The sequence below is a fragment of the Bradyrhizobium sp. USDA 4510 genome (assembly GCF_054059095.1).
In genome coordinates, this window is record NZ_JBSSBT010000001.1 from 941,692 (window position 1) to 962,674 (window position 20,983).

Annotated in this window: 11 protein-coding genes and 1 pseudogene; 7 read left to right on the forward strand and 5 right to left on the reverse strand. The window is 56.9% G+C overall.

Going from position 1 to position 20,983, the window contains the following annotated elements:
• Window positions 1-845 precede the first annotated feature (845 nt).
• Window positions 846-1,628, forward strand: coding sequence for a class II aldolase/adducin family protein (locus ACVMDN_RS04285; protein ID WP_456835576.1), 783 nt, complete (start codon window positions 846-848; stop codon window positions 1,626-1,628).
• A gap of 460 nt (window positions 1,629-2,088) precedes the next feature.
• Here the strand turns inward: ACVMDN_RS04285 and ACVMDN_RS04290 are convergent, their stop codons facing one another.
• From ACVMDN_RS04290 to ACVMDN_RS04305, 4 genes and pseudogenes are all read right to left on the reverse strand, one after another.
• Complete coding sequence (locus ACVMDN_RS04290; RefSeq protein WP_456835900.1) at window positions 2,089-2,232, reverse strand: integrase core domain-containing protein; 144 nt, start codon at window positions 2,230-2,232, stop codon at window positions 2,089-2,091.
• 6 nt (window positions 2,233-2,238) lie between these two features.
• Window positions 2,239-2,573 (reverse strand): annotated as a pseudogene (locus tag ACVMDN_RS04295) (transposase); the annotation flags it as partial.
• Between the two features lie 699 nt (window positions 2,574-3,272).
• Window positions 3,273-4,631 (reverse strand): LLM class flavin-dependent oxidoreductase, encoded by a 1,359-nt coding sequence (locus ACVMDN_RS04300; protein ID WP_456835575.1) that lies wholly within the window; start codon window positions 4,629-4,631, stop codon window positions 3,273-3,275.
• A 1,576-nt stretch (window positions 4,632-6,207) separates the two neighbouring features.
• A complete protein-coding gene (locus ACVMDN_RS04305) occupies window positions 6,208-6,990 on the reverse strand; it encodes an enoyl-CoA hydratase-related protein (protein ID WP_456835574.1) in 783 nt (260 codons plus the stop codon).
• Between the two features lie 1,376 nt (window positions 6,991-8,366).
• Here ACVMDN_RS04305 and ACVMDN_RS04310 point away from each other — a divergent pair.
• A complete protein-coding gene (locus ACVMDN_RS04310) occupies window positions 8,367-9,560 on the forward strand; it encodes an alpha-hydroxy acid oxidase (RefSeq protein ID WP_456835573.1) in 1,194 nt (397 codons plus the stop codon).
• Between the two features lie 10 nt (window positions 9,561-9,570).
• Here the strand turns inward: ACVMDN_RS04310 and ACVMDN_RS04315 are convergent, their stop codons facing one another.
• The gene (locus ACVMDN_RS04315; RefSeq protein ID WP_456835572.1) at window positions 9,571-9,825 is read right to left on the reverse strand and encodes a hypothetical protein; all 255 of its coding nucleotides are present in this window, start codon (window positions 9,823-9,825) and stop codon (window positions 9,571-9,573) included.
• Window positions 9,826-10,798: 973 nt separating this feature from the next.
• Here ACVMDN_RS04315 and ACVMDN_RS04320 point away from each other — a divergent pair.
• The 5 genes from ACVMDN_RS04320 (at window position 10,799) to ACVMDN_RS04340 (ending at window position 20,729) form a co-directional block, all read left to right on the forward strand.
• Window positions 10,799-11,653, forward strand: coding sequence for an acyl-CoA thioesterase (locus ACVMDN_RS04320; protein WP_456835571.1), 855 nt, complete (start codon window positions 10,799-10,801; stop codon window positions 11,651-11,653).
• 1,980 nt (window positions 11,654-13,633) lie between these two features.
• Window positions 13,634-16,129, forward strand: a complete 2,496-nt coding sequence (locus ACVMDN_RS04325; protein ID WP_456835570.1) for a CoA transferase — start codon at window positions 13,634-13,636, stop codon at window positions 16,127-16,129.
• A gap of 1,082 nt (window positions 16,130-17,211) precedes the next feature.
• Window positions 17,212-18,501, forward strand: a complete 1,290-nt coding sequence (gene ectB / locus ACVMDN_RS04330; RefSeq protein ID WP_456835899.1) for a diaminobutyrate--2-oxoglutarate transaminase — start codon at window positions 17,212-17,214, stop codon at window positions 18,499-18,501.
• Window positions 18,502-18,512: 11 nt separating this feature from the next.
• A complete protein-coding gene (locus ACVMDN_RS04335) occupies window positions 18,513-19,400 on the forward strand; it encodes a crotonase/enoyl-CoA hydratase family protein (RefSeq protein WP_456835569.1) in 888 nt (295 codons plus the stop codon).
• A gap of 597 nt (window positions 19,401-19,997) precedes the next feature.
• Complete coding sequence (locus ACVMDN_RS04340; protein WP_456835568.1) at window positions 19,998-20,729, forward strand: hypothetical protein; 732 nt, start codon at window positions 19,998-20,000, stop codon at window positions 20,727-20,729.
• Window positions 20,730-20,983: the final 254 nt, after the last annotated feature.

The following is a 20,983-nucleotide window of genomic DNA, read 5'->3' on the forward strand; positions in this document are numbered from 1 at the left end:
GGCGAGGGTCGTCCAGCAGGCTCTCCGAGAACTACCCTCGAATCCCTGCCAACGGCGTGACGCCCAGCGTTGCCAACTCGCAGGCAAGCGTGGCGACGAACGCCTCCTCGGCAAAACCTATTTCGAGAACTTCCGGCATAACTCCCTCGCGCGGAAGTCTCGATTGTCCGATAGGTTCACACAAGTCTTTTCAATGATTTATGGATATCGATCCGTTCCTAAAGTAAGAGAAGTCCAATCGACCCGTTCTTACTGTCAAAGTCGCCCTATTCTTCGGAGGTAGAGGCGAGCAATATCAGTCAGTTAATCGCCCCGTTTCTACGGTGTCAGCATAGTCGCGTCCCTTGTCGACGGCGGTCGCACTGCCGACGGCGGCCATCAGCGCGGTGGCATTCAGCGCGCCAGCCACGAACGCCGGTCAGCCGATGAGCCCGGTTGTCGACCCGGGCCATGGCTGAGAACTCAGCGTCAAAGGTGGCTATGCGGCGGTCCAATTCCTCCCGGCGTGTGTGCATATCCCTGAGCAGGAACGTCATGCGCCGGCTCAACGTGCCCGAGCCGCAATCCAGCAGATGACGTAGCTGAGCGTGGCCCTGGGCCACGGACTCGCAGCTGCGCGCGTCTCTCTACATGCAACCGTTAGCTTTTGGTTAGCACAAGATCAGCTTGTCGCCGAGGTGCTTTTGCCGATGGCTGATTGTCCTTGCGCTCGTGCGGGCCGTTGTGCTGGAAAAACTCAAACAAATAGGCTTTGAATTTATAAGAAACGCTCATGGCAAAGTGTGCCCGGAAAAGTGGTAGTTGCGACAAGAACAGGAGCTCGGGTAAATGCTTGCGGCAGTCTCATGGATTCAATCGAGATCGATGCCTCTAGAGAAAGATGGTATATGCGTAACAATGCTTCCCAAGAATGGGATATCCGTTGCGATTTGGCTGCTGCCTATCGCTTGATCGCGCATTTCGACATGGACGACCTAATCTATACTCATCTGTCGGCACGCCTGCCCGGGAAGGAGCATCGTTTCCTTCTCAATCCTTACGGCATGATGTTCGACGAAATCACGGCCTCGAGCCTCGTCGAGGTCGACCCCGAGGGGTACGCCGTCCAAGAAGAGGAAGAGTCCAAGATCAATAGGGCAGGCTTCACGATCCATTCTGCCCTGCACATGCATCGTGACGATGCCCATTGTGTTGTACACACACATACCTTGGCTGGTATGGCGGTAGCCGCACAGGAGCAGGGGCTGCTGCCGTTGCACCAGGTATCAATGGCATTCTACGGCGGCGTTGCCTACCACGAGTATGAAGGCGTCGCGCTTGATCCTGATGAACGCGAACGGTTGGTGCGAGATCTGGGCGATAAGGATGTAATGATTCTCAAACACCACGGTTTACTTACAGTCGGGCGGACCGTCGGCGAAGCTTTCCTCAACATGTACTACATGGAGCAATCCTGTCGCATCCAGCTCGCGGCTACGCAGGGTGGGCAAAAAATCAATTTACCGTCCGACGATGTCGCAGTTCACAGGGTGTCGCAGTTTAAACGTGATGGCGGTAACGCGAGCCAGCGGCCATGGGCTGCGCTCAAACGCCGCCTCGATCGTATTAGTCCGGGCTACGCGACCTGATGGTCCGTCAACCAGCTAGCTAAAGTAGAGGGCCGAAGCAGGGGCAAACGCGCCCTCAAAGTACGGCTTAGAGCGCGACGAGCCGGGGTAGAAGACGTCTAGGGAGCATCTTCGCGCGGGCCTTTTCAGGCGTCGGAGAGACGGTCCGGTCCTGCTATCGCGCAGAGCGCTTGCCGTTGGCTTTTCCAGCAAGAACGCGAGCGTGCCAGATCAAAAGCTCGATCGTCAGTGTGCATGTAAAAAGAAGTGCTTACAGTGACGATCACTACCGATACGCGACCGCAGGTAGTTCATTCACATCGTGCCTTCCATGAAACTCCTATCGAGCGCCAATTTGGGTACGAAGGCGCATTGCCTCTGACCTGCCACTGCGTATTTCCTCCAGATCGAGTTAGAGTCCGGCCTGAAGTGCAGCGAGACCGAACTTTGGACCACCCAGAACTAGAGTTTTGCGCCTTGGTCACGTTGGCGGGCTGGTTGCGCCGACGTGGTTTTGCAGCAAAATCGGCGGTCGATTGCCGATCGCCCCGTGGGGCCGTTCTTCATTGTAGTATCTGCGCCAATCTCCACTTTTTGCTGGGCGCCCGCAAGGGACAGGAACCAGTGGGCCGTAGTGATAGGTCGAGCGGTCAAACTCCAGAGCGTCACAGGCTCTGCGGATCGACACCTGCCACTCGCCACAGACCTCGTCGACCAGCTTGCGCTTCCGGCCAGGCTTCCTAGCTTTCGGCGGATCACGTCCTGCAGCACCTCCTTGTCGAGCGACAGGTCCGCCACCAGCTTCTTCAGCCTGCCGTTCTCCTGCTCGAGCTGCTTCAGCCGTCGCATCTCCGTCGGCAGCAGCCCGTCGTACTTCTTCTTCCAGTTGAAATAGGCCGCCTGGCTGGTCCCGGCCTTGCGGCAGATCTCCGCCACCGCGACCCCGTCACTGCCCTGCTTCAGGATGAACGCCTTCTAGGCGTCCGAAAACCTCGAGGCCTTCATCGTCCTTCGCTCCTCCCAGCCGGGAATCGATGCGAAAAACTCTAGCCAAGAATGGTCCAGTTTGCCGGCCTCAGATCAACAGAAGAACCACCGAGACTCTAACTGCCGCTGCATGAAAGTTCATTGGCAGGTCAGCGGCCGTTAGCCGCTCGGTGAATATCCGACGCGGGCGTTGCAAATTCGTGCATCGAAACGGTTCGCGCGTGAGGCCGGATTTCGACAAGCCATCCGCCTAACACGGGAAGTTGGCCAAGTGTAGCACGTAGTGGTTGTGGACGCGACAAGTCTGGCACCACAAAAGGGACAGGACGAGGCAGCTAGCTTCGGCCGAGCCACGAGCACCACCTTGTCGGCCTTGGGGCGAATCTGGACAATCAAAAGCTCAAATGAAACCCGTGAGCCGGCATGGAGCAAGACGAGCCACGGGGCGTCGAGTCCGACCTTATGACCTTATACACACCTATTCGCATTGTCCGTTAATCCTGCTCCCTGCACCAAATGGGCGGAGCCCTCTCGACCGTCGCTTCAGTTCTGCCCCGTTTGCCACGCCGCCGCTCGCCTCTTGCGAACTGCCAGTCGCGGCAATGGTCTCTACGAAGCCAAGCACTTTTGCCGTCGGCAGGTCAGAAGTTGCATCCCGCTCAACGCTTGTCATCTTTCTCAAAGACGACCGCTTACAGCCGTCTGCGCGAACCGATTGGGTGGCCGTTTGAGTCCAAGGTTCTCTCTTAGAGTTTGTCCAGAATACCGAGACCTGAATTTGCCTCGCCTGCGTAATTCAGGAACGACGAGCTCAACAAAATCCTTCAATTCGCCCGGAAGAATAGCTGGTAACACGTTGAACCCGTCCGCCGCACATTGATCAAATGCATCTACCATGACGTCGGCAATTTCATCCGGGGTTCCGACAATCATCAGATGACCACGGCTGTCCGATATCAAGCGGATCAATTGTCTCCAGGTCAATTTCTGACGTACCGCGAGGTCGAGGAGCACTTTTTGACGGCTCTGCATCAAGTCCGTCTGCGGTAAAGTCTCAGGGACCATTGAGTCGAGGTCCATTGAACGCAAATCGGTGACATACCCGAGCCATTTATCAGCCGTCCCAATTAAAACGTCGATGGGCGTATACGATTGTAGTCTTTGGAGCTTCTCGCATGCTTCATGCTTCGTCCTCCCAACGATCGGGACAATACCCGGCATGATCAACACCTGATTATCCTCCCGCCCAAATGCGCGCGCACGTTCTTTGAGAGTTGCGTAGAATCCTTTCCCGCTTTCTAAAGAGGGTTCGGCGGTAAACACGACCTCGCCCACTTCTGCGGCGAACGCTATTCCGGTATCAGATGCACCAGCCTGAACCAAAACGGGATATCCTTGCGGCGGCCTTGCGATGTTCAGCGGCCCTCTAACGGCCAGATCGTTTCCCCGGTGGTTGAGCAAATGAAGTTTGCTTGTATCTGCGAAAACGCCACTTTGCTTGTCGCGAACGAAAGCGTCGTCTTCCCACGTGTCCCAAAGACCTTTGACGACTTCCACGAATTCTCTCGCGCGAGCATAGCGCTTGTCATGATCTGGAAGTTCCTCTTCGCCGAAGTTTGGCGCTTCGGATTTTGACGCTGAGGTGACAATGTTCCAAGCGGCACGTCCCCGTGATAAGTGATCGAGTGAGGCGAGCATACGTGCAAGATGATAAGGTTGGTGATATGTCGTCGTCGCTGTCGTGACAAGGCCGATGTCCTGTGTTCTCGACGAAAGCGCCGTTAGCAGGGTGATTGGCTCAAATCCATCGTTTCGACCTGCACGAGCTATACTTGCGTGATCTTGGTCCACTATGCTGGGGCTATCGGCACGGAATACGAAGTGAAATGCAGCGCTTTCGGCAAGTGCTGCGAGATGAGCATAATAGTCGATGTTAACTCCAGCATTTGCTGGAACGCTCGGATCGCGCCAAGCTCCTTCATGATATCCTGCCTGAACGAGGAACAGTCCGAGCTTCATTTCATCATTGCGCCGCATATCGGGTCTCCCCTTTTAAACAATCCTTGCGAACCAATTTCGAGGTGGTCGGTTGCGCTCAGCGCGATAGAACAGCGCATACTCGACGATTCGCGATCACCAGTAATCTCGACGAGTGCGCCTTCCAAAAAAGACGCGGATGCACATGTCTGAAGCCAGCTTTGCAAGCATGCTCCGGCCAAAGCGTGCTGCCATCGAAAACCGTCCCTTGAGTTGGCTCCTGACTTTGTTCGCATCTCGGAGCTGATAGAGCACGCAACTTGTCCGGACCGATCTCCAGAATTCTCTGGAGCCGGCACGCTGGGCGACCATGCCGGAGTGCGCGTCATGGGCTCCCGCAAGGAAGGAGAGCTCACGGTTGGATCACGCCTAAGCGCGGTTCGGGCCAGCGGCGAACCTGCGCATCGATCAGAGCCGTTAGCGGCGACAGATTTTGGTTGAGATTGCATGCCCAACGCCGATTTAACCGGCCCGACTTTCATCAACCCAACAAATGACATACATCCGAAGCCCGAATCAATTGCTGGTGTTGGTAGTTGACCAGACGTAAATCGTTGCATGCCGCCGTAGGATCGCGTCCGCCTTAGCCTGAAGAAATTCGACGATACCAGTTTCAACGATCCCCGTTCCATGTGATTGATGCCGATTGAAGCAAGCTTCTCGCTTACGAAGTATGCGGTCCAGCCGATAGTCGAGGTCGGGATTAGGTGAAGATAATTCCGTCACGCGTTGCCTTCTCTGGCGAGGCCGGAATGTGTCAATAAGTTTCGCATTGCGGTCCGTCACCACAACGTGGTCTCTGCATCCGGACAAGGAGCCCGACAGAATGATTGGCATGATGCAAGGCTGTGTCCGCCTGAAAGAGGTTAGGCCCGCAGGTCACACCTAGCTCGCCAATTCAACGCGTTCTGCCAGCGGATGCCGCTTTTTCTGTCTGATCCGTTGGCGAAAGACCTGCGGGCATCCAGGTCCCTGGATCAATTTGCCGGCGACGTCCATTGCTGCCACGCTCACACCTAACTTGGCTGCGGCAATTCGGCTTCGAGGGCCGCTTCAGCCAGGCGACGCGAAGAATCGGTCTCATGATGCAGACGACGGAGTTCTGCGGCATACTCCTATCCAAGGCCGAGTTCCGCCAGTTGGAGATGAACGCGGGTAGCAGCTCGATTGTCATGACCAACTTTGGCTGCGCGACGCCTCAGCGTTCGCTACGCGACCGGCGTCAACAAAGGGCAGGTAGCTGCCCCATCGAGAGGGAGGGCGCAAAAACGGCGACGAACTTCGTCCAATTTCACTTCTGCATTCAGCGATTGCAGGGGGGAGGGGGCGCATGGGCCGGCCCGCCAACTCTCTTGTTCATGGCCGCCATCGACCACGCGACGGGCCGATAATTCTCGTAGACTGCAATCCGAGTAGCATCAACGTCAGACCTAACGGTTAGGCGTATCGATGGGAGCCAGAGAGAGAAAACGTGGTGGTCTACTCTTTCACTTTCAGTCTCGGGAGATGATAAGCAGCGATCCAGAATCTCGAGATCCCTCGTCCGTCCGGGGGCGGAGGAATGTCGCTGCTTCTGTCAGCGCCTCAGCCACGTCGGCGCCCGCTTTTCGGCAAAGGCTTTCGGTCCCTCGATGTAATCCTGCGACTCCCTCATGGCCTTCACAGCCGGATAATTGCGCTGTTCTCCCATCGCCTGCTCCAGGGAAACGCGAAAGCCCCGCTGAATCGTCTGCTTCGAGGCGCGGATCGACATCGGCGAGTTCTTGCAGATCACCTGCGCCCACCGTTCCGCCGCAGCCAGTGCCTGGTTCTGCGGTACCACCTCGTTTACAAAGCCAAGTTCGTATCCTTCGCGCGCAGACACGTGCCGGGCGGTCAGTATCATGTCCATGGCGCGTTTCAGGCCGATTTGCCGCGGCAGGCGGTGCAGCCCGCCGGCGAGTGCAGCCATCCCTACGCGCGGCTCCGGCAGGGCAAAGAGTGCATTTTCTGAGGCGATGACGAGATCACACGCAAGCACAAGCTCGAACCCGCCGCCCATGGCGAAGCCGTTTACGGCAGCAATGATTGGTTTGTCACAGTCGAAGCGCGAGGTGAGTCCGCCAAACCCGCCCTTATCGTCCCAACCCCTTTTTTCTCCCGCGGCCTGCCATTTCAGGTCGTTGCCGGCGCAAAACGCCTTGTCGCCGGCGCCGGTGATGATCGCGACCCATTGCTCGGAATCCGTGGAAAAATCGTCGAACACCTTGTTAAGCTCGGAATCTGCCTCGATATGCAGCGCGTTGTGCACCTCAGGTCGCGACAGCGTGACTACGGTGATGAACCCCTTGCGCTCGACTTTTGAGAACCGCAGATTCACCTTGCTTGCCTCCAATGAATTTTGAGTGGTAGTCCGGCTTCATCAGACCCGTGGCTCGAAGTCTGCGACCAAGCTGCCACCAGCGTGCCTTCTTCAGGAGCAAATTGAGCTGAAACAGCCGACATGCCCCCCTCTCTATAGGCGTGAATCCGAATTGCTCAACTTCGGAGCCGCACCGACAAGTCGCATCCGTGGAGCTGGAGAGGGGCAAAAGATCGCTTAACCTTCCAAAAATCTCTCGATGCCGCGAACGAGTCGGATCTTGTGAGCCGTCTCGGCTATTCGCTAACGTGGTCTGTCGGGCGCTCGGCTCGCCGTTGCCTTCCTTGACAAACAGTGAGTGTCTCACTGAAGGCATGTTGCTTTCCACTCGACCGTGAAAGATAACGTAGAGTGTTCCTGCGCGCTTGTGCCTCTCTATCTGCCCTGACGGATGGAGGAGCGCATCGGTGGTTGCACGTCCGAATGCGCTGAGCTCTCCCCTCGCTCTGTGTCGCCGCATCTCACAAGCAATGCCTGTGCCAGCGGGATTGAAGCGGATTAAGTTCCTGATTCGCTTGGAGGTGGTTCGCACACCTCAAACAGCAGCCGGTGTTTTGAACACGACAGTCATTGTGCCGGCGTCAGAAACCGAACAAGGATGATTGGTCGTTTACGCGCCAGTGTCCTGACTCCCGTGATCATCACAGAAGCCGATGGAGTGGAGCTCAACCAACCAATGCTCTCTTTTGTTTGCACCGGAAGAGGACCCACAATAGGAGCGCCGAATCTAGTGGGAGCTTGAGACGTACACAGTACCGCGACGACTGCCAAAAACGTCGATCGCTGTTTCGGCCGGAAACCAGGTTCGGCGCCTAAAGACCTCGCAGATCCTTCTTCATGGTGCTCGAACCGGAAGCGGGACCTTGTCCACGATATAGGTGGTCTGGTGCATCCAGCATCGCGGATGGAGCCTGCCGAGAAGGCCTGGTCGAGCGCCTGCCAGAAGCCGAGCACGCCGTCGCCGACGGCAATTTCAGAAGCGATCTGCAATCAGCGTTGCTTGACGTCGCTCGCGCCAGCTCTGTGCGTCCTCCCGTAATGCCAACCTGAAAGCCAATCAGTTCTTTCTTGCCTTCCGGCGTGGGCCGATCGGCACCAGCATGGACGCACCGTGGTCTTTCATGCGGGCCTGCTGGAAGAGCCATTGAGCCTTGGAGCTAGGCAAAATGGGAGCGCGCAGTGTAGGAAATCCTACGCTGCGTTCGATGAAGGGGAAGCGAAACGTGACACGGACACGAGGCCTCTCGGCGCGCAGTCTTCGACTCTACTCGTGAGAGCCTCGGTCCTGCATTGCCCCATGGAAGCGGCGCCTGTAATATCCTGGAATGACGTTCTTGAAAGACATTCACGCACTCGAGGACTTCCAGCTGAAAGCTCGCAAGCGATTACCTCGGCAGCTCTATAGCTACATCACCAACGGTACGGAAAACGAACTATCGATGTGCTGCAATCGAGCGGACTTCAACGGCTATATTTTCGTCCCGCGCATGCTGGAAGGGGTAACGCACCGCTCGCAAGCTATTGAGTTGTTCGGTCGCAGCTACCAATCCCCCTTCGGCCTTTCGCCAGTGGGCATGGCGGCGATGTGGTGCTATCGCGGTGACGTGGTGCTCGCACAGGCTGCTCAGGAGATGGGCATTCCCGCCATCATGAGCGGCGCTTCCCTAATCCCAATGGAGACCATCGCAGAGATGGCGCCCGATACTTGGTTTCAGGCGTACGTGCCAGGTGATCTTGCGCGTGTGGAGGCGCTCGTCACCCGCATCGCCAACGCGGGCTTCCGCACGCTTGTGGTGACTGTGGACCTTCCTGTGCAGCCGAATCCCGAGCGCTACGCAAAGAACGGATTCTCCGCGCCTCTTCAACCCAGCCTGCGCCTTGCGTGGGACGGTGTAACCCGTCCGCGTTGGCTGGTCGGTACGTTCCTGAGGACGTTGGCGAAGCACGGAGTACCGCACTTCGAAAACTTGCGCGCCGGACGCGGAGCGCCCATCCTTTCCGCGAAGGTGCAAGTTGATTTCCAGGCGCGGGATCACCTCTCATGGCAGCACCTAGGCGTCATGCGCGAGATGTGGAAGGGACCAATGGTCATCAAAGGCATCCTGCGGTGGCAGGATGCCGCGAAGGCGCAGAACCTCGGTGTGGATGGTATCATTGTTTCAAACCATGGTGGGCGCCAGATTGATGGTGCGATTTCCGCGTTGCGGGTCCTGCCCGAGATCGTGAAGGCCGCGCCCAAGCTGACCGTGATGATGGACGGCGGCATTCGCCGCGGGACTGACGTGCTTAAGGCGCTGTCGCTGGGCGCTCACTGCGTGTTCAATGGTCGGTCGTTCAATTACGCGGCGGCTGTGGCTGGAGCAGATGGTGTGCGGCACGCCATTAGTATTCTGCGTACCGAAATCCATCGCGACATGGCCCTGCTGGGCATCAATCGACTGGAAGAGCTCGATGACTCCCTGGTACGAGAGCGTTTTGCGGGCGGACCGGTATCTTTTGCCTGGGATCCCGCGGTTCCCCCAATTTAGGCAACTTGTACTAGTCTAGTTCGCAAGCAAGAAGCAAGTCGGCTAAACGCTCTGTAAGGTCGAATGGGTCAACGTGTCTTTTTGGCAGCCAACCTTGTTTGATGGTTCGTTTTGCGTTGAAGGACGCGGCCCGGGAGCGAATGAAGCCACTGATCAGGCCCGACCAGAAGCGCGATGCACCACAATCCGCCGCATTGATCGAGAGAGACTGCCGGCGCAGCTCGTCATCGTCGATACAGTCTATAATACCGATCATTTGCGCCAAGACATCGCCGTCCCGCAAGTGCCATTCGGCGGCAGCTAGAGACTGCTTGAAAAGCTAATTTAGCCACGTGAGACGGCCAAGGAAAGCTCCGAGATGGTGATCTCGCGGCCAGCGGGAAATCCTCAAATTTGAAGGTCAGATCAAGCCGTTTCGCTTGGAGACTTCGAGAGGTATCTTGTTCAAGCGCTCGCTGGTCTGAGCTTTTTAGTATCGAGATGATTTCTTAGTCTGTCGGCTGAGCCGAAGGTTTTCGGGTCACATGATAGTTCAACAATTGCTCGTTGACGCGAGCAATACGGGAGCCGATCGACGTACGGATGTCCTCAGTAAGCGCGTCCGTTGATTGATTCTCAGAGGCAGCTCGTCGCGAACGACCTGTCTCAACCGTTTCCAGCCAGTGCTTACTTCAAGCAGCATCAAGACCAACGAGCGTTCAAACTTGTGGCGCGAATGAACGAATCAAGCTGAGGAATCGGTCGCGCTTGTATTTCAAACGATTCGACGCGCGCTCAAAGTCGTCCGACAGGTTAGCGTCGCCTTTCACGTGCACGTTGTCGTGTGTGCATTGTGTCCGGTTGAAGACGACTGTGTCCGGAACCCGACACTAAGTTGCATGAAGGACGTGAGTTTATGCCGTTTCAATTGAGACTTTGCATGGCGGCTTTTATGGCACGTCGCTTGCTGGGAACGGGAGAAGCGAAAAAACGTACCACAATGGCGGTCTCGAGATTCTCTCTTGGGACCTCAAGGGGAAACTCCCAATCGATTCGGACCAATGCCAGACACGTTCACTGTTGGGTATGGCCCCCGGACTTAAACTTGGCTGCGTCTGCAGCGACGAAACGGACGCATGAAACTAAGACTCCAAATTGCCGATGCCGTCATCCCCCGGAATCCTCAAGAGAGCCGCCCCGAGATTTGGGTTCAAGGCCATGCAGCGCTTCGGAACGACGCCGAAAAGCCTAGAGCGCCTATGTCCAAAAGTCTGACTGATCTGCTTACGATTCTAGATCTCGAGCTCCTCGAGGTTAACCTATTCCGCGGCACCAGACCCAAGGTAACTTGGCGACGTGTGTTCGGTGGCCACGTGATCGGGCAGGCCATGGTGGCTGCGTGCCGTACCGTCGAGGGCAGGCTGCCCCATTCGCTACACTGCTATTTCCTTCTGCCGGGCGATCCGCACGTTCAAATTATCTATCAGGTCGAGCGCCTGCGCGACGGTAAGAGCTATTCGACACGTCGCGTCACCGCGATCCAGCATGGCAACGCGATCTTCTCGACCATGGTATCGTTTCACGCCGAAGAGGCGGGCGCTTTCGGGCACCAAGACAAGATGCCCGACGTGCCTTCGCCGAGAACGCTCTGCGCGGAGAAAACGGCAAAACAGCCGATCTTTCCCGAAAGGCCGGAATTCATCCGCCGCAATTATGCGCTCGAGCTGCATCCGGTCGAGATCGGCCGTTATATGGGCCAGAAGATTGAGGATGGACGCTTTCATATCTGGTTCAGGATAGCGACAAGGCTGCCCGATGAGCCATCGCTGCATATCTGCGCGCTCGCCTATGCCTCGGATTATCCACTGCTTGACGCGGCCATGGTTCGGTACGGGCGCACGCTGTTCGAGAACCGCATGGTGACAGCGAGCCTTGACCATGCGATGTGGTTTCACCGTTCGTTCCGTGCCGATGAATGGCTGCTCTACGCTCAGGACTCGCCGAGCGCGCATGGCGGACGCGCTGTCACGCGAGGGCTGATCTTCAAGCCCGACGGCACACTAGTGGCATCCGTCGCCCAGGAGGGATCCGTGCGCGAACCACGCTCTGGTTGATGTGTCACAAACGTGCCTCGTACGTCTAACTTCGATACCTGCCCGCGCTCGGCCTGCTAGGCGCCACAAGGAATTGACACCAGAAACGCGGTCGGGATCAACAGGAATATCATCCCCAGAGATATTCGAGGCACGAGCCTTGAAGACGATCTACCGCCAAGGCAGTGCGCACATCCATCAATCAGTCAATGATTAGGATGATGGAAAGCACGCGAGGATTGTCCTACCAAGATAGACTAAACGCGAGCCGAGAAACTAATGCCGGCTGCTGTCAAGTCGACACGAAGTTAGCGACTGCGTATCAAAAGAGGAGCGAATACAGCGCGAGCCAGACCGCGGCCCGCTTGCTGAGCCACCGTACGTCGTTCGGGAAAATACCGAGGTTGAGGGTGACAAGTGAAAGACCGGAGGTAAGGTAAGCGTCTGTCCTGTTGAGGGAGCTGGTTGTCCGGCAGACGTCGCGCGACGCCGACCAACTTCCAACTACTTTGCTTCGGCCAGCGGCACAAAAAGGACGAACAGCTTCGCGATTTGAACCGCTCGCGAAAAAGACGATAACCGATTTGGCGAGGCGCGGACGCCTCACGCGAGGGTATCCTTCGTTCCTTATGCAGGTGCGCGGATTGCCTATCGGATTTGGCACGGTCGTTGAACCTAACATCACGCTCTAGCCACGGCACCTGACGCGATAGTCAATCGAGACGACGGCAAGAGCCGAGGGGCGCTGCTACTAACGGAGCTGTCTGATCTGGTGGTTGTCCAAGCGACGGAGTCAGTGGTTTAATTCGATGAACCATGGCGGCCGCGAGCATTCCGTAGCATTTGTAACTGAACCACTAATTCTGCCCGATGTCGCTATCGTGCCAGGGTATCCGAGCGGTGGAGCCGTCGTCATGGCTGAGAATGAAATGCAACTGCAAACAGCTATCCCTGATGCTATTCGGCGGACTGGAGAGTTTCGGAACACCGAAATCGGCGGAGCGAAGTTTCGGAACCAACCAGTGCATAGCACGCGAAAATGTTATGCAGCGACTACGGACCTGATCAGGAACAGGGTACGAGCCGGGTTCGTCGAGAGCGTCGACGATCAGCATTTTTCCATTCCGGGAAGAAGCCGCTTGCTACCTAGTGGTTGCCTGCGACTACGATGTGCTCGCCAGAGCTCAGGGCATAAATCACCAAAAGCTCGACCACACGGCAATTTTGCCCGAGCTGTTGCGGAGCCGCTGGTGTCCTGCGCAGATGGGCCGAAGGGCGGCCGAAGCGATACCAATCGGCTCGGCGTGGCCAGCCTCGAAGGCCGACCGTTGGTACATTCTGCTAAACTTTCCGGCCTGGCGTCTGTCGTGAGTGTTGTTTGCCGCTTCGATCGCAATTGTCGCCAATTTCAGCTGCTAGGATGTTGCCACTGCAAAAAAAAAGAGGTCGATCGGTACGGCTGGGCTGGACCCAATCGACGGCGGTAGCACTTGCAGTTCGCTATCGTGCCGAGGCGGGCGCGGTCTCTTTCAAGTTTTGACGGCATCATCGGCATTCTCGTGGAACATTAGAGGACGGCGCGTACTCCCGGAGCCCGACGGTGCCCTTCTTCCGAGGGCAAGCCGTTCGGCATGATCGCCTGCACCCACAAGCGTTTGGGCGGCGCAATCGTGCAAGACAGAGCCGTGCGCTTTCTGCAGCTTTGCACCGCATTCGACCTCGTGATGGCAAGGCTGTGCGATACGCCCGCCTTCATGGTCGAGCGCGAGGGAGAAAAGATCGCGACCATAGGTCACATCTCACGAATGTTCGCTAGGGGGGCAGAACTAACCTGCCGCGGTTGGGCACCATGAACATGATCGCGCCCTGTGAGAGACGACTGTGTAGTATGGCAAATCTTCGCCCGGTCCGGTGCCGCCGCCTTGCACCGGGCGAGTGCGCCCACTCATTCAGCTTAGTAAAGCGGCCGCGTGCACGCCGTCTTTTAAGGAGTCAAATCACATGACCGATGGGTTCCGGAGCATCGGCATAGGCGGGAAGGCGGAGACGTCAATGGAAGTGTTCTCGCACCTGCGGGTCGTTGAGATCGGTAGCTCGGCCGCAAGCAGTTATTGCGCCCGGCTTTTTGCCGATTTCGGTGCCGATGTTCAGAAGGTCGAGCCGCCAGCAGGCGATCCACTTCGTCACAGCGAGCCACTAACCCCAGGTGGCCAGAGTGCTTGGTTTGGATTCTTGAACTTTAACAAGTCAAGCATCATTATCAATGCAGCCGACGCGGGCGCGGTCATGCACCTGACGGAACTGATCGAGCATTGCGACATTCTGATCGATGGCCGCGATGTTGATTCCGCGGATTGCCCGCGCATTGATATTGCGTCAATCCGGCGGCGACGCCCCGCTTTGATTTACCTTGAAGCGAGCTGGTTCGGCCGCGAGGGCCCCTATGCGGCCTTCGCCGCAACCGACTCGACCGTCCGCGCCCTGGCTGGCCTCATCAAGCTGGTTGGGCCGGTCGATGGCCCGCCGTTGCATTCACCGGACTTTCAGACGGGTATCATCGCCGGCCTGTGGGGCTTCATCGCGGTGGCTTCTTCAGAACTTTCACGAATGCAGGGCGGATCAGGTCGCTCGTGGTCGCTCAACATTTTCGAATCGAGTCTGGCTCTGTCCGAGTATCTCATGTTCGAGGCATTCACGCGCGGCAATGTGATGCGCCGGATTGGCATCAATCGTTTCTGGCCGAACTTTCCAACTGGTATTTACGAAACCAAAAAAGGTTGGCTCGGCATCACGGCAGGCACGCCAGCACAATGGCGCGCATTCTGCGACATGCTTGACCTGTCCCAATTACGTGATGATCCGGCTCTGTTCCTCGTCGAAGATCGTCTGCAGCACATGGAACAGATCGAACAACAGTTTATGCCGCGGCTGAAGAAGCGAACAGCGCAGGAATGGTTTGCGGAGGCTCTAAGGCGCAAGCTTCCGATCGTGCCGGTACCCGAAATATCCGATCTGGTGCAGGACACGGAGAAGAAGGCGCGCGGCGCAATCGTGCCTGTTCTGCTTGGCGAAGAAAAGGGGCTGACGGTTGGCTCAATGCAGCGAATGACATTAGCGCCGCGTGAGGCCCGAAAGGTGCCGGCTCCCGGCGAGCAGCAGCCGTTCGCGAATATGCGAAGACATCAGACGGGTGCTGTGCCGGCGTCATTGGTCTGTATCGATGCTGGCCAGCTCCCATTGCAGGGGATACGCGTTATCGACTTCTCGATGGGCTGGGCGGGCCCATTGTGTACGCGCACATTGGCTGATCTCGGCGCCGACGTCATCAAGATCGAGGCCATTCAGTATCCGGATTGGTGGCGCGGAGTTGACCGGCGGCCCGCTTACATCGACCGCAGGCTGTACGAAAAGACGGCACGCTTCTGCATCATGAACCGCAACAAGCGCGGTATTACACTTGACCTGAGGCGGCCGCAGGGCCTTGCTCTCGCCAAGCAGCTGTTGGCGCGGGCCGATGTCTGTGTCAGCAACTATTCGGTCGACGTGCTGCCGAAGCTTGGGCTTGATTATGAGGTGATAAGAACGCTCAACCCACGCCTTGTCATGATATCGATGTCAGCCTTTGGCACGAACAGTGTCCATCGCGATTGTCGGGCCTACGGTTCGACTCTTGAGCAGGGCTCGGGCTTGCCAAACGTGGTCGGAGGCCCCGACGAGCCACCCGTGATGAGCCACGTCGCCTTCGGGGATGCCGTTGGCGGGTTGAACGGCTGTGCTGCAGCTTTGGTTGCGTTGATTCAAGCACGCAATACCGGGCGAGGGCGGTTCGTTGATCTTGCGCAGATCGAATGCATGCTGCCGTTTGCCGCGCCATGGATCACCGTCCACTCGATCAGCGGTATGCCGCCGAAAAGGCATGGGAATCGACATCCACAGTTTGTGCCCCATGGTTGCTTCAGATGTGCAGGTGACGACGACTGGATCGTGATAGCTGCGACGGACCAGGAAATGTGGCAGAGGCTCGCTATACTTATTGGCCGGCCAGATTGGGCGACCGATGTATCGCTGCAATCGCCGGAAGGTCGCCGCGGCATCGAGGATGTAATCGAGAGAGGCATCGAAACCTGGACGCTGATTCGCGGTGCGGATCAAGCGATGTCCGAATTGCAGGCGACAAAGGTTGCGGCCGGCGTGGCTCGCTTGCCCATTGATCTGCTCGGTGATCGGCATCTCAGATCGCGCGGGTTTCTGCAGGAAGTCGAACGCGCTTTCGTTGGCCAGCATCCGCAACCCTCAATGCCGATTCGCGAAGCTGAAGCTCCCTATGTGATCCGCGTAGCCGCGCCGACGCTGGGGCAACACAATAGAGAGATACTCTCAGAATCTCTCGGGCTCTCTGACGTTGAGGTCAAACAATTGGAGATGGAGGGAATCATTGGCACGGCGATGCTCTCCGAAGAGGAGCTCGCAAAAGTGAAAAAGGAGTCATCAGATTGACAAGTGAACGCCCTCGGCCAAGATGATCGCAGGTCCAGGCTTGGCACACTGGCTTGCGACTCATTATATCGCAAAGCGCGGCCGGTCTCCACTTGAGGCTGTCCTCTGATTACCTCAATTCACCGATATACTCCACGCAAGAGAGGAGTGTCGGCAGGTAGTAGACTCTAAGCCGCGTCGGCGCTTTCTCTGCGGCCTCGACAAAGTTGAAGGTCATTCTTATTCGAAAAAACATTCCTTAAGTCGCAAGGCGTGGTGTACACTATCACCAAGTGCGGTCTCAAGGACGAGAGTCGTACGTAAATGCTTCGGTTGCTCGGGTGGAAGCCACGGAAGGGCGAGCCGCGCGCCGGGATCCTTGATCTCCTTTCTTATGAATCCCAGAAACCGGCATATTCTGGAAATCGGCGTCACAGTCCGGTATCTTAACGACGCGCCACGGTTGCGTCCGCTCGACGTGCGCTTCCGCCAGCGCATCCACCTTTTCGCGCCTCGGTTAGGGAGGACATGCGGCATACGGAACGGAATATGAGATGCGTCACGGGCGTGATCTGTGGAGCCGCCGAAGCCGACGCAGTGGAGTTCACTTGCTCTGGCAACGGCAATCTGCGTGAAGCCGCCCGAAGCTGGATCGAGTGTACTGCAGCCAGATCGCATGCTGGGGCATTTGCTTCGAACACGGCAATCAAGCCGACTTCACAGCAACCACATACTTTATTGCCGGCCTACAAAACCGGGTCCGAGACCTTGCCGACTGGGGCGCCAACAGGTGCGCATCCCAGCGCTAATCGCTTTCGAGCTGCCGGCCCGAAAACGGCTTGCTGTAATTCTGAAAAGCGCTGCACTGTTCTAGAGTCCACAGCGCCGTGGCTCCGAATGCTACGAAACTTAGTAGGTTCGTTGTTGCCGGTTCTCAGGTAAGTGAGTGCAGCCGCGCGCGATGCGCGTGCACTTTGCTCTGCCGAGGCCGCCGCTCATTCCGATCGCTAGCACATGCGGGCGAGAGAGGTTGAACCACGGAGAGGAGACGACGTGCGATGAAAGCAACGATTGGCGGACCACGTAACATCGAGCCCCGTAGTATGCAGACACTCGAAACATTAGAATCAAATGTCCGTTCATACTCGCGTTCGTTTCCGGCAATTTTCAGCCTCGCGCGTGGCTCCATCATGTTAACGGATAACGGTCGTAAGGTCATCGACTTTCTCTCCGGCGCAGGAGCGCTGAACTACGGCCACAACAATCACCGGATCAAAGCTGCTATCACTGATTATCTAGCGTCGGATGCCGTGGTCCACGGTCTTGACATGACCACTCCCGCGAAGCTCAAGTTCATGGAGACTTTCACTTCTGTCATACTTCGGGAACGGAGTTTGCAATACCGATTCCAATTCACGGGGCCAACTGGCGCTAATGCAGTCGAGGCAGCTTTAAAGCTGTCGCGCAAAGTCACAGGACGTCAAAATATCATTTCATTCACCCATGGATATCACGGCATGAGCCTAGGCGCGATTGCTGCGAGCGGTAATCGCTTTTACCGGAAATCCAGCGGCGTTTCGTTGTCTGGCGTAACCTTCGCACCTTATGACGGCTATTTAGGGCCGGGTGTGGACACGGCTGACTACTTGCGAAAGGTGTTGATAGACGAGAGCAGTGGCACCGACTTGCCAGCTGCCATTCTTGTCGAAACTGTGCAAGGCGAAGGGGGCATAAATGTAGCCAGCAAGCGATGGCTGCAAGCAGTTCAGGCCATAGCCAAAGATGTTGGCGCCCTTTTCATAGTTGACGATGTCCAGATGGGCTGTGGCCGGACGGGTGAGTTCTTTAGCTTCGAGTTCGCAGCGTTATCGCCCGATATTGTCGTATTGTCGAAGTCGCTAAGTGGGTACGGTCTGCCATTGTCGATGTTGTTAATTAAGGAGGAGTTCGACGCATGGCAGCCAGGAGAATACATAGGTACGTTCCGCGGAAATAACCTTGCGCTGGTATCTGCGACTGCAGCTGTAGATATCTATTGGCGCAGTAGTACGTTCTCTCAGGGTGTGCAGCGCGTGGGGGATTTTATGCGGAGCAGGCTCGAGACCATTGCATCTGGGCATGGAAACGCTTTCGCCGTCCGAGGGCGCGGCATGGCGTTGGGGTTTGACTGCCAGGTGACGGAGATAGCGAAGGCAACGGCACTCAAGGCATTTGAGAAGGGTTTAGTTGTCGAGCGATGCGGACCCGCCGATCAGGTCGTAAAGTTCTTGCCTGCACTCACGATTGACTCTGATACACTAAATGAAGGCCTTGAGATATTCGAGGAATCCTTAGCTGAAGCATACCAGGCTTGTAATGACTTGAGCCCTGCTGCTCATTGGGACGGCAAGTGAAGGAATCGCCCGTGGCCTACGAGACCATCAAATATGAGGTCGCCGAGCAGATCCTCACCATCGCTTTGAACCGGCCCGAGAAGCTCAACGCCTTCAGCTCCACTATGCAGCAGGAACTGATGGACGCCTTCGACCGCGCCGAGAACGACGATAATGTCCGCGCCATGATCGTGACCGGCGAAGGTCGCGCCTTTTCCGCGGGCGCCGATCTTTCCCGGGGGCCTGACACGTTTGACATCGACGCATGGCGTCAGGTGAAACGGCTACCCGACGGCACAGTGGATTATAGCGATCCGAACCTCCGCGACAGCGGCGGCCGGCTCACGTTGCGTATCTTCAAATGCCTGAAGCCCATAATCGCCGCGGTGAATGGGCCGGCGATCGGCATGGGCCTCACCATCCAGCTCGCGATGGATATCCGCATCGCGTCCGAAGCCGCGCGCTTTGGCTTTGTGTTCTCCCAGCGTGGCGTCGTGCCGGAGGCAGCCTCGAGCTGGTTCCTGCCGCGCATCGTCGGCATCTCGCAGGCGCTGGAGTGGTGCTACAGTGGGCGAGTATTTCCGGCACAGGAAGCGCTCGCCGGCAGGCTGGTCAGCAAGGTGGTGCCGCCCGATCAACTGCTGCCGACGGCACATGCGCTGGCCCGTGATTTCGCCGCGAAGACGGCGCCCGTGTCGATTGCGCTGATCCGGCAGAGCATGTGGCGCATGCTGGGCGCCGACGATCCCATGGAAGCCCACAAAATCGATAGCCGCGACTTCTATACGCGCGGTCGTTCTGCAGACGCGAGGGAAGGCGTGATGTCCTTCCTGGAGAAGCGCCCGCCGGTCTTCAAGGATAAGGTCTCGGCGGACATGCCTGATTATTTTCCATGGTGGACGGAGCGGGAGTACAAATAGTCATTCGGGTCCAGGCTAAGCTAAGTGCAGGCCGGGACAGTGCATCTGCGATGTTGTTCTCACAGGAGACGAGAGTCCGATCATGTGATGTCGAAGCCGTGGTGTGTGGCGGGAGCGCGAAACTCTAAAGCCGGAAATGGTCCACTTGTTCCCTTAGATCAGAGCGGCTGAGAGATGAGCGCAGCTCTTCCACCGTTAACCCTTCTTCGGCTGGGTTCACGGGGCGTCGTTCGTTCCGGCTTTACAAGGCAGTCTGTCCGTAGGTCTCGTCAGCGATTGTTGATAATCTTCAGGAGCCGTGTCGATTTCATCAATCGGGAGTGGCCGGTGCGTCCCGCTCATGGCGGTTCATGAAGGGATATTGGCAACGATTGCCAGCGGTCGGACTAGCCCGGCTACGCCCATCGCGGCACGCTACCGCGCAAGAACGCTTTTCTGCCCCTTGAATTCTGACAAATGCCAACACCGTTTCCTCAAGCATCGAACAACTCACCAGAGTAGGTAGTGCTGCGATTCATTGTTGCCGCTGTACTCTCATTTACTCGTTGGTCGACTAGGCCTGAAGGCGCATCATTACGACAGGAGCGGGATGCATCCATGACGGGGATAGTTAATCCGTTGCAAGTCTCTCGTTTCCTTCAAGTATATGACGAGGCTGCTGCCCAGAGAGGCATCAAGCTTTCGATGGGAATCGATTTTGATGAGTACGTCGCGATCACACGGGCCACCCCAACAAAGAAGCCGACATATCCAAGTTTCCGGCCGGATCGCTCGCCAATTAAGCCGGGCGAGGGGTATTGGATCATAGGGGTTGACAAGAATAGTGAGATCGCGCTCACAGACGCTGCTCGACTATTTGATCTTTCGCAGAGCAACTTTGCAGAACATCTGCAATCTCTGAAAGCATTCTACGCGAACCCGACCATAGATGCACATCCCGGGGACCATTGTATTTGCACAGCGCAAAGTGCAAAGGAGTTAAAGGGAAAAGTAGCCTACCACGGAGATCTTTGGGTCCGCAGAGACTTTAGAGGACATGGGCTGGCGAAGATCGCTGCGGGAATAGCACATGGCTTGTCTTTTGCCATGTGGGCTCCTGATTTCTTGTGTTCACTTGTGGCGAGCTTCTCCCTGGATAAGGGTCTCGTTTCGCAATACGAAATGCTTCATCGTGAACCAGGCGGGGCGATACTACGGTTGGTGGAAGAGGACATCGCGGACGATGATTGGCTTATTTGGCTCACCGGCGAGGAGTTGAGGAGCCAGGTAGAGCGTCACGATAGAACCGAGCTGCTTCTAGCTGTGTCATCGTCACGGTCGCGCAATTAGCTCTGGTGCGCAGCCGCGAAATGCTGGCCGTAAGAATTAGGCGCCGATCGGCAACGCAAGCGAGTCTTGGCCCATACTGCTTCCTCTGCAAGAGGCGGTCTTCTTGAGCAGGTTCGTGATGATGCAGCGCGAGTGTCTCATTCGGTTACAGTCGTCGAAGCCAAATGCGATTTGCTTTTCGCCGGCAACGATCGCGGTCCGCCGCAGGATCACCGGAATGGTTCGCCCCTACGCGCCATGGTGACATCATGATA

What these genes read in the sequence shown, in the direction of transcription:
- ACVMDN_RS04285 (WP_456835576.1), top strand. Translation starts at nt 846, where the DNA reads ATGGATTCAATCGAGATCGATGCCTCTAGAGAAAGATGGTATATGCGT.
- ACVMDN_RS04300 (WP_456835575.1), bottom strand. Translation starts at nt 4,631, where the DNA reads ATGCGGCGCAATGATGAAATGAAGCTCGGACTGTTCCTCGTTCAGGCA.
- ACVMDN_RS04320 (WP_456835571.1), top strand. Translation starts at nt 10,799, where the DNA reads ATGTCCAAAAGTCTGACTGATCTGCTTACGATTCTAGATCTCGAGCTC.
- ACVMDN_RS04325 (WP_456835570.1), top strand. Translation starts at nt 13,634, where the DNA reads ATGACCGATGGGTTCCGGAGCATCGGCATAGGCGGGAAGGCGGAGACG.
- ectB (WP_456835899.1), top strand. Translation starts at nt 17,212, where the DNA reads ATGCAGACACTCGAAACATTAGAATCAAATGTCCGTTCATACTCGCGT.
- ACVMDN_RS04340 (WP_456835568.1), top strand. Translation starts at nt 19,998, where the DNA reads ATGACGGGGATAGTTAATCCGTTGCAAGTCTCTCGTTTCCTTCAAGTA.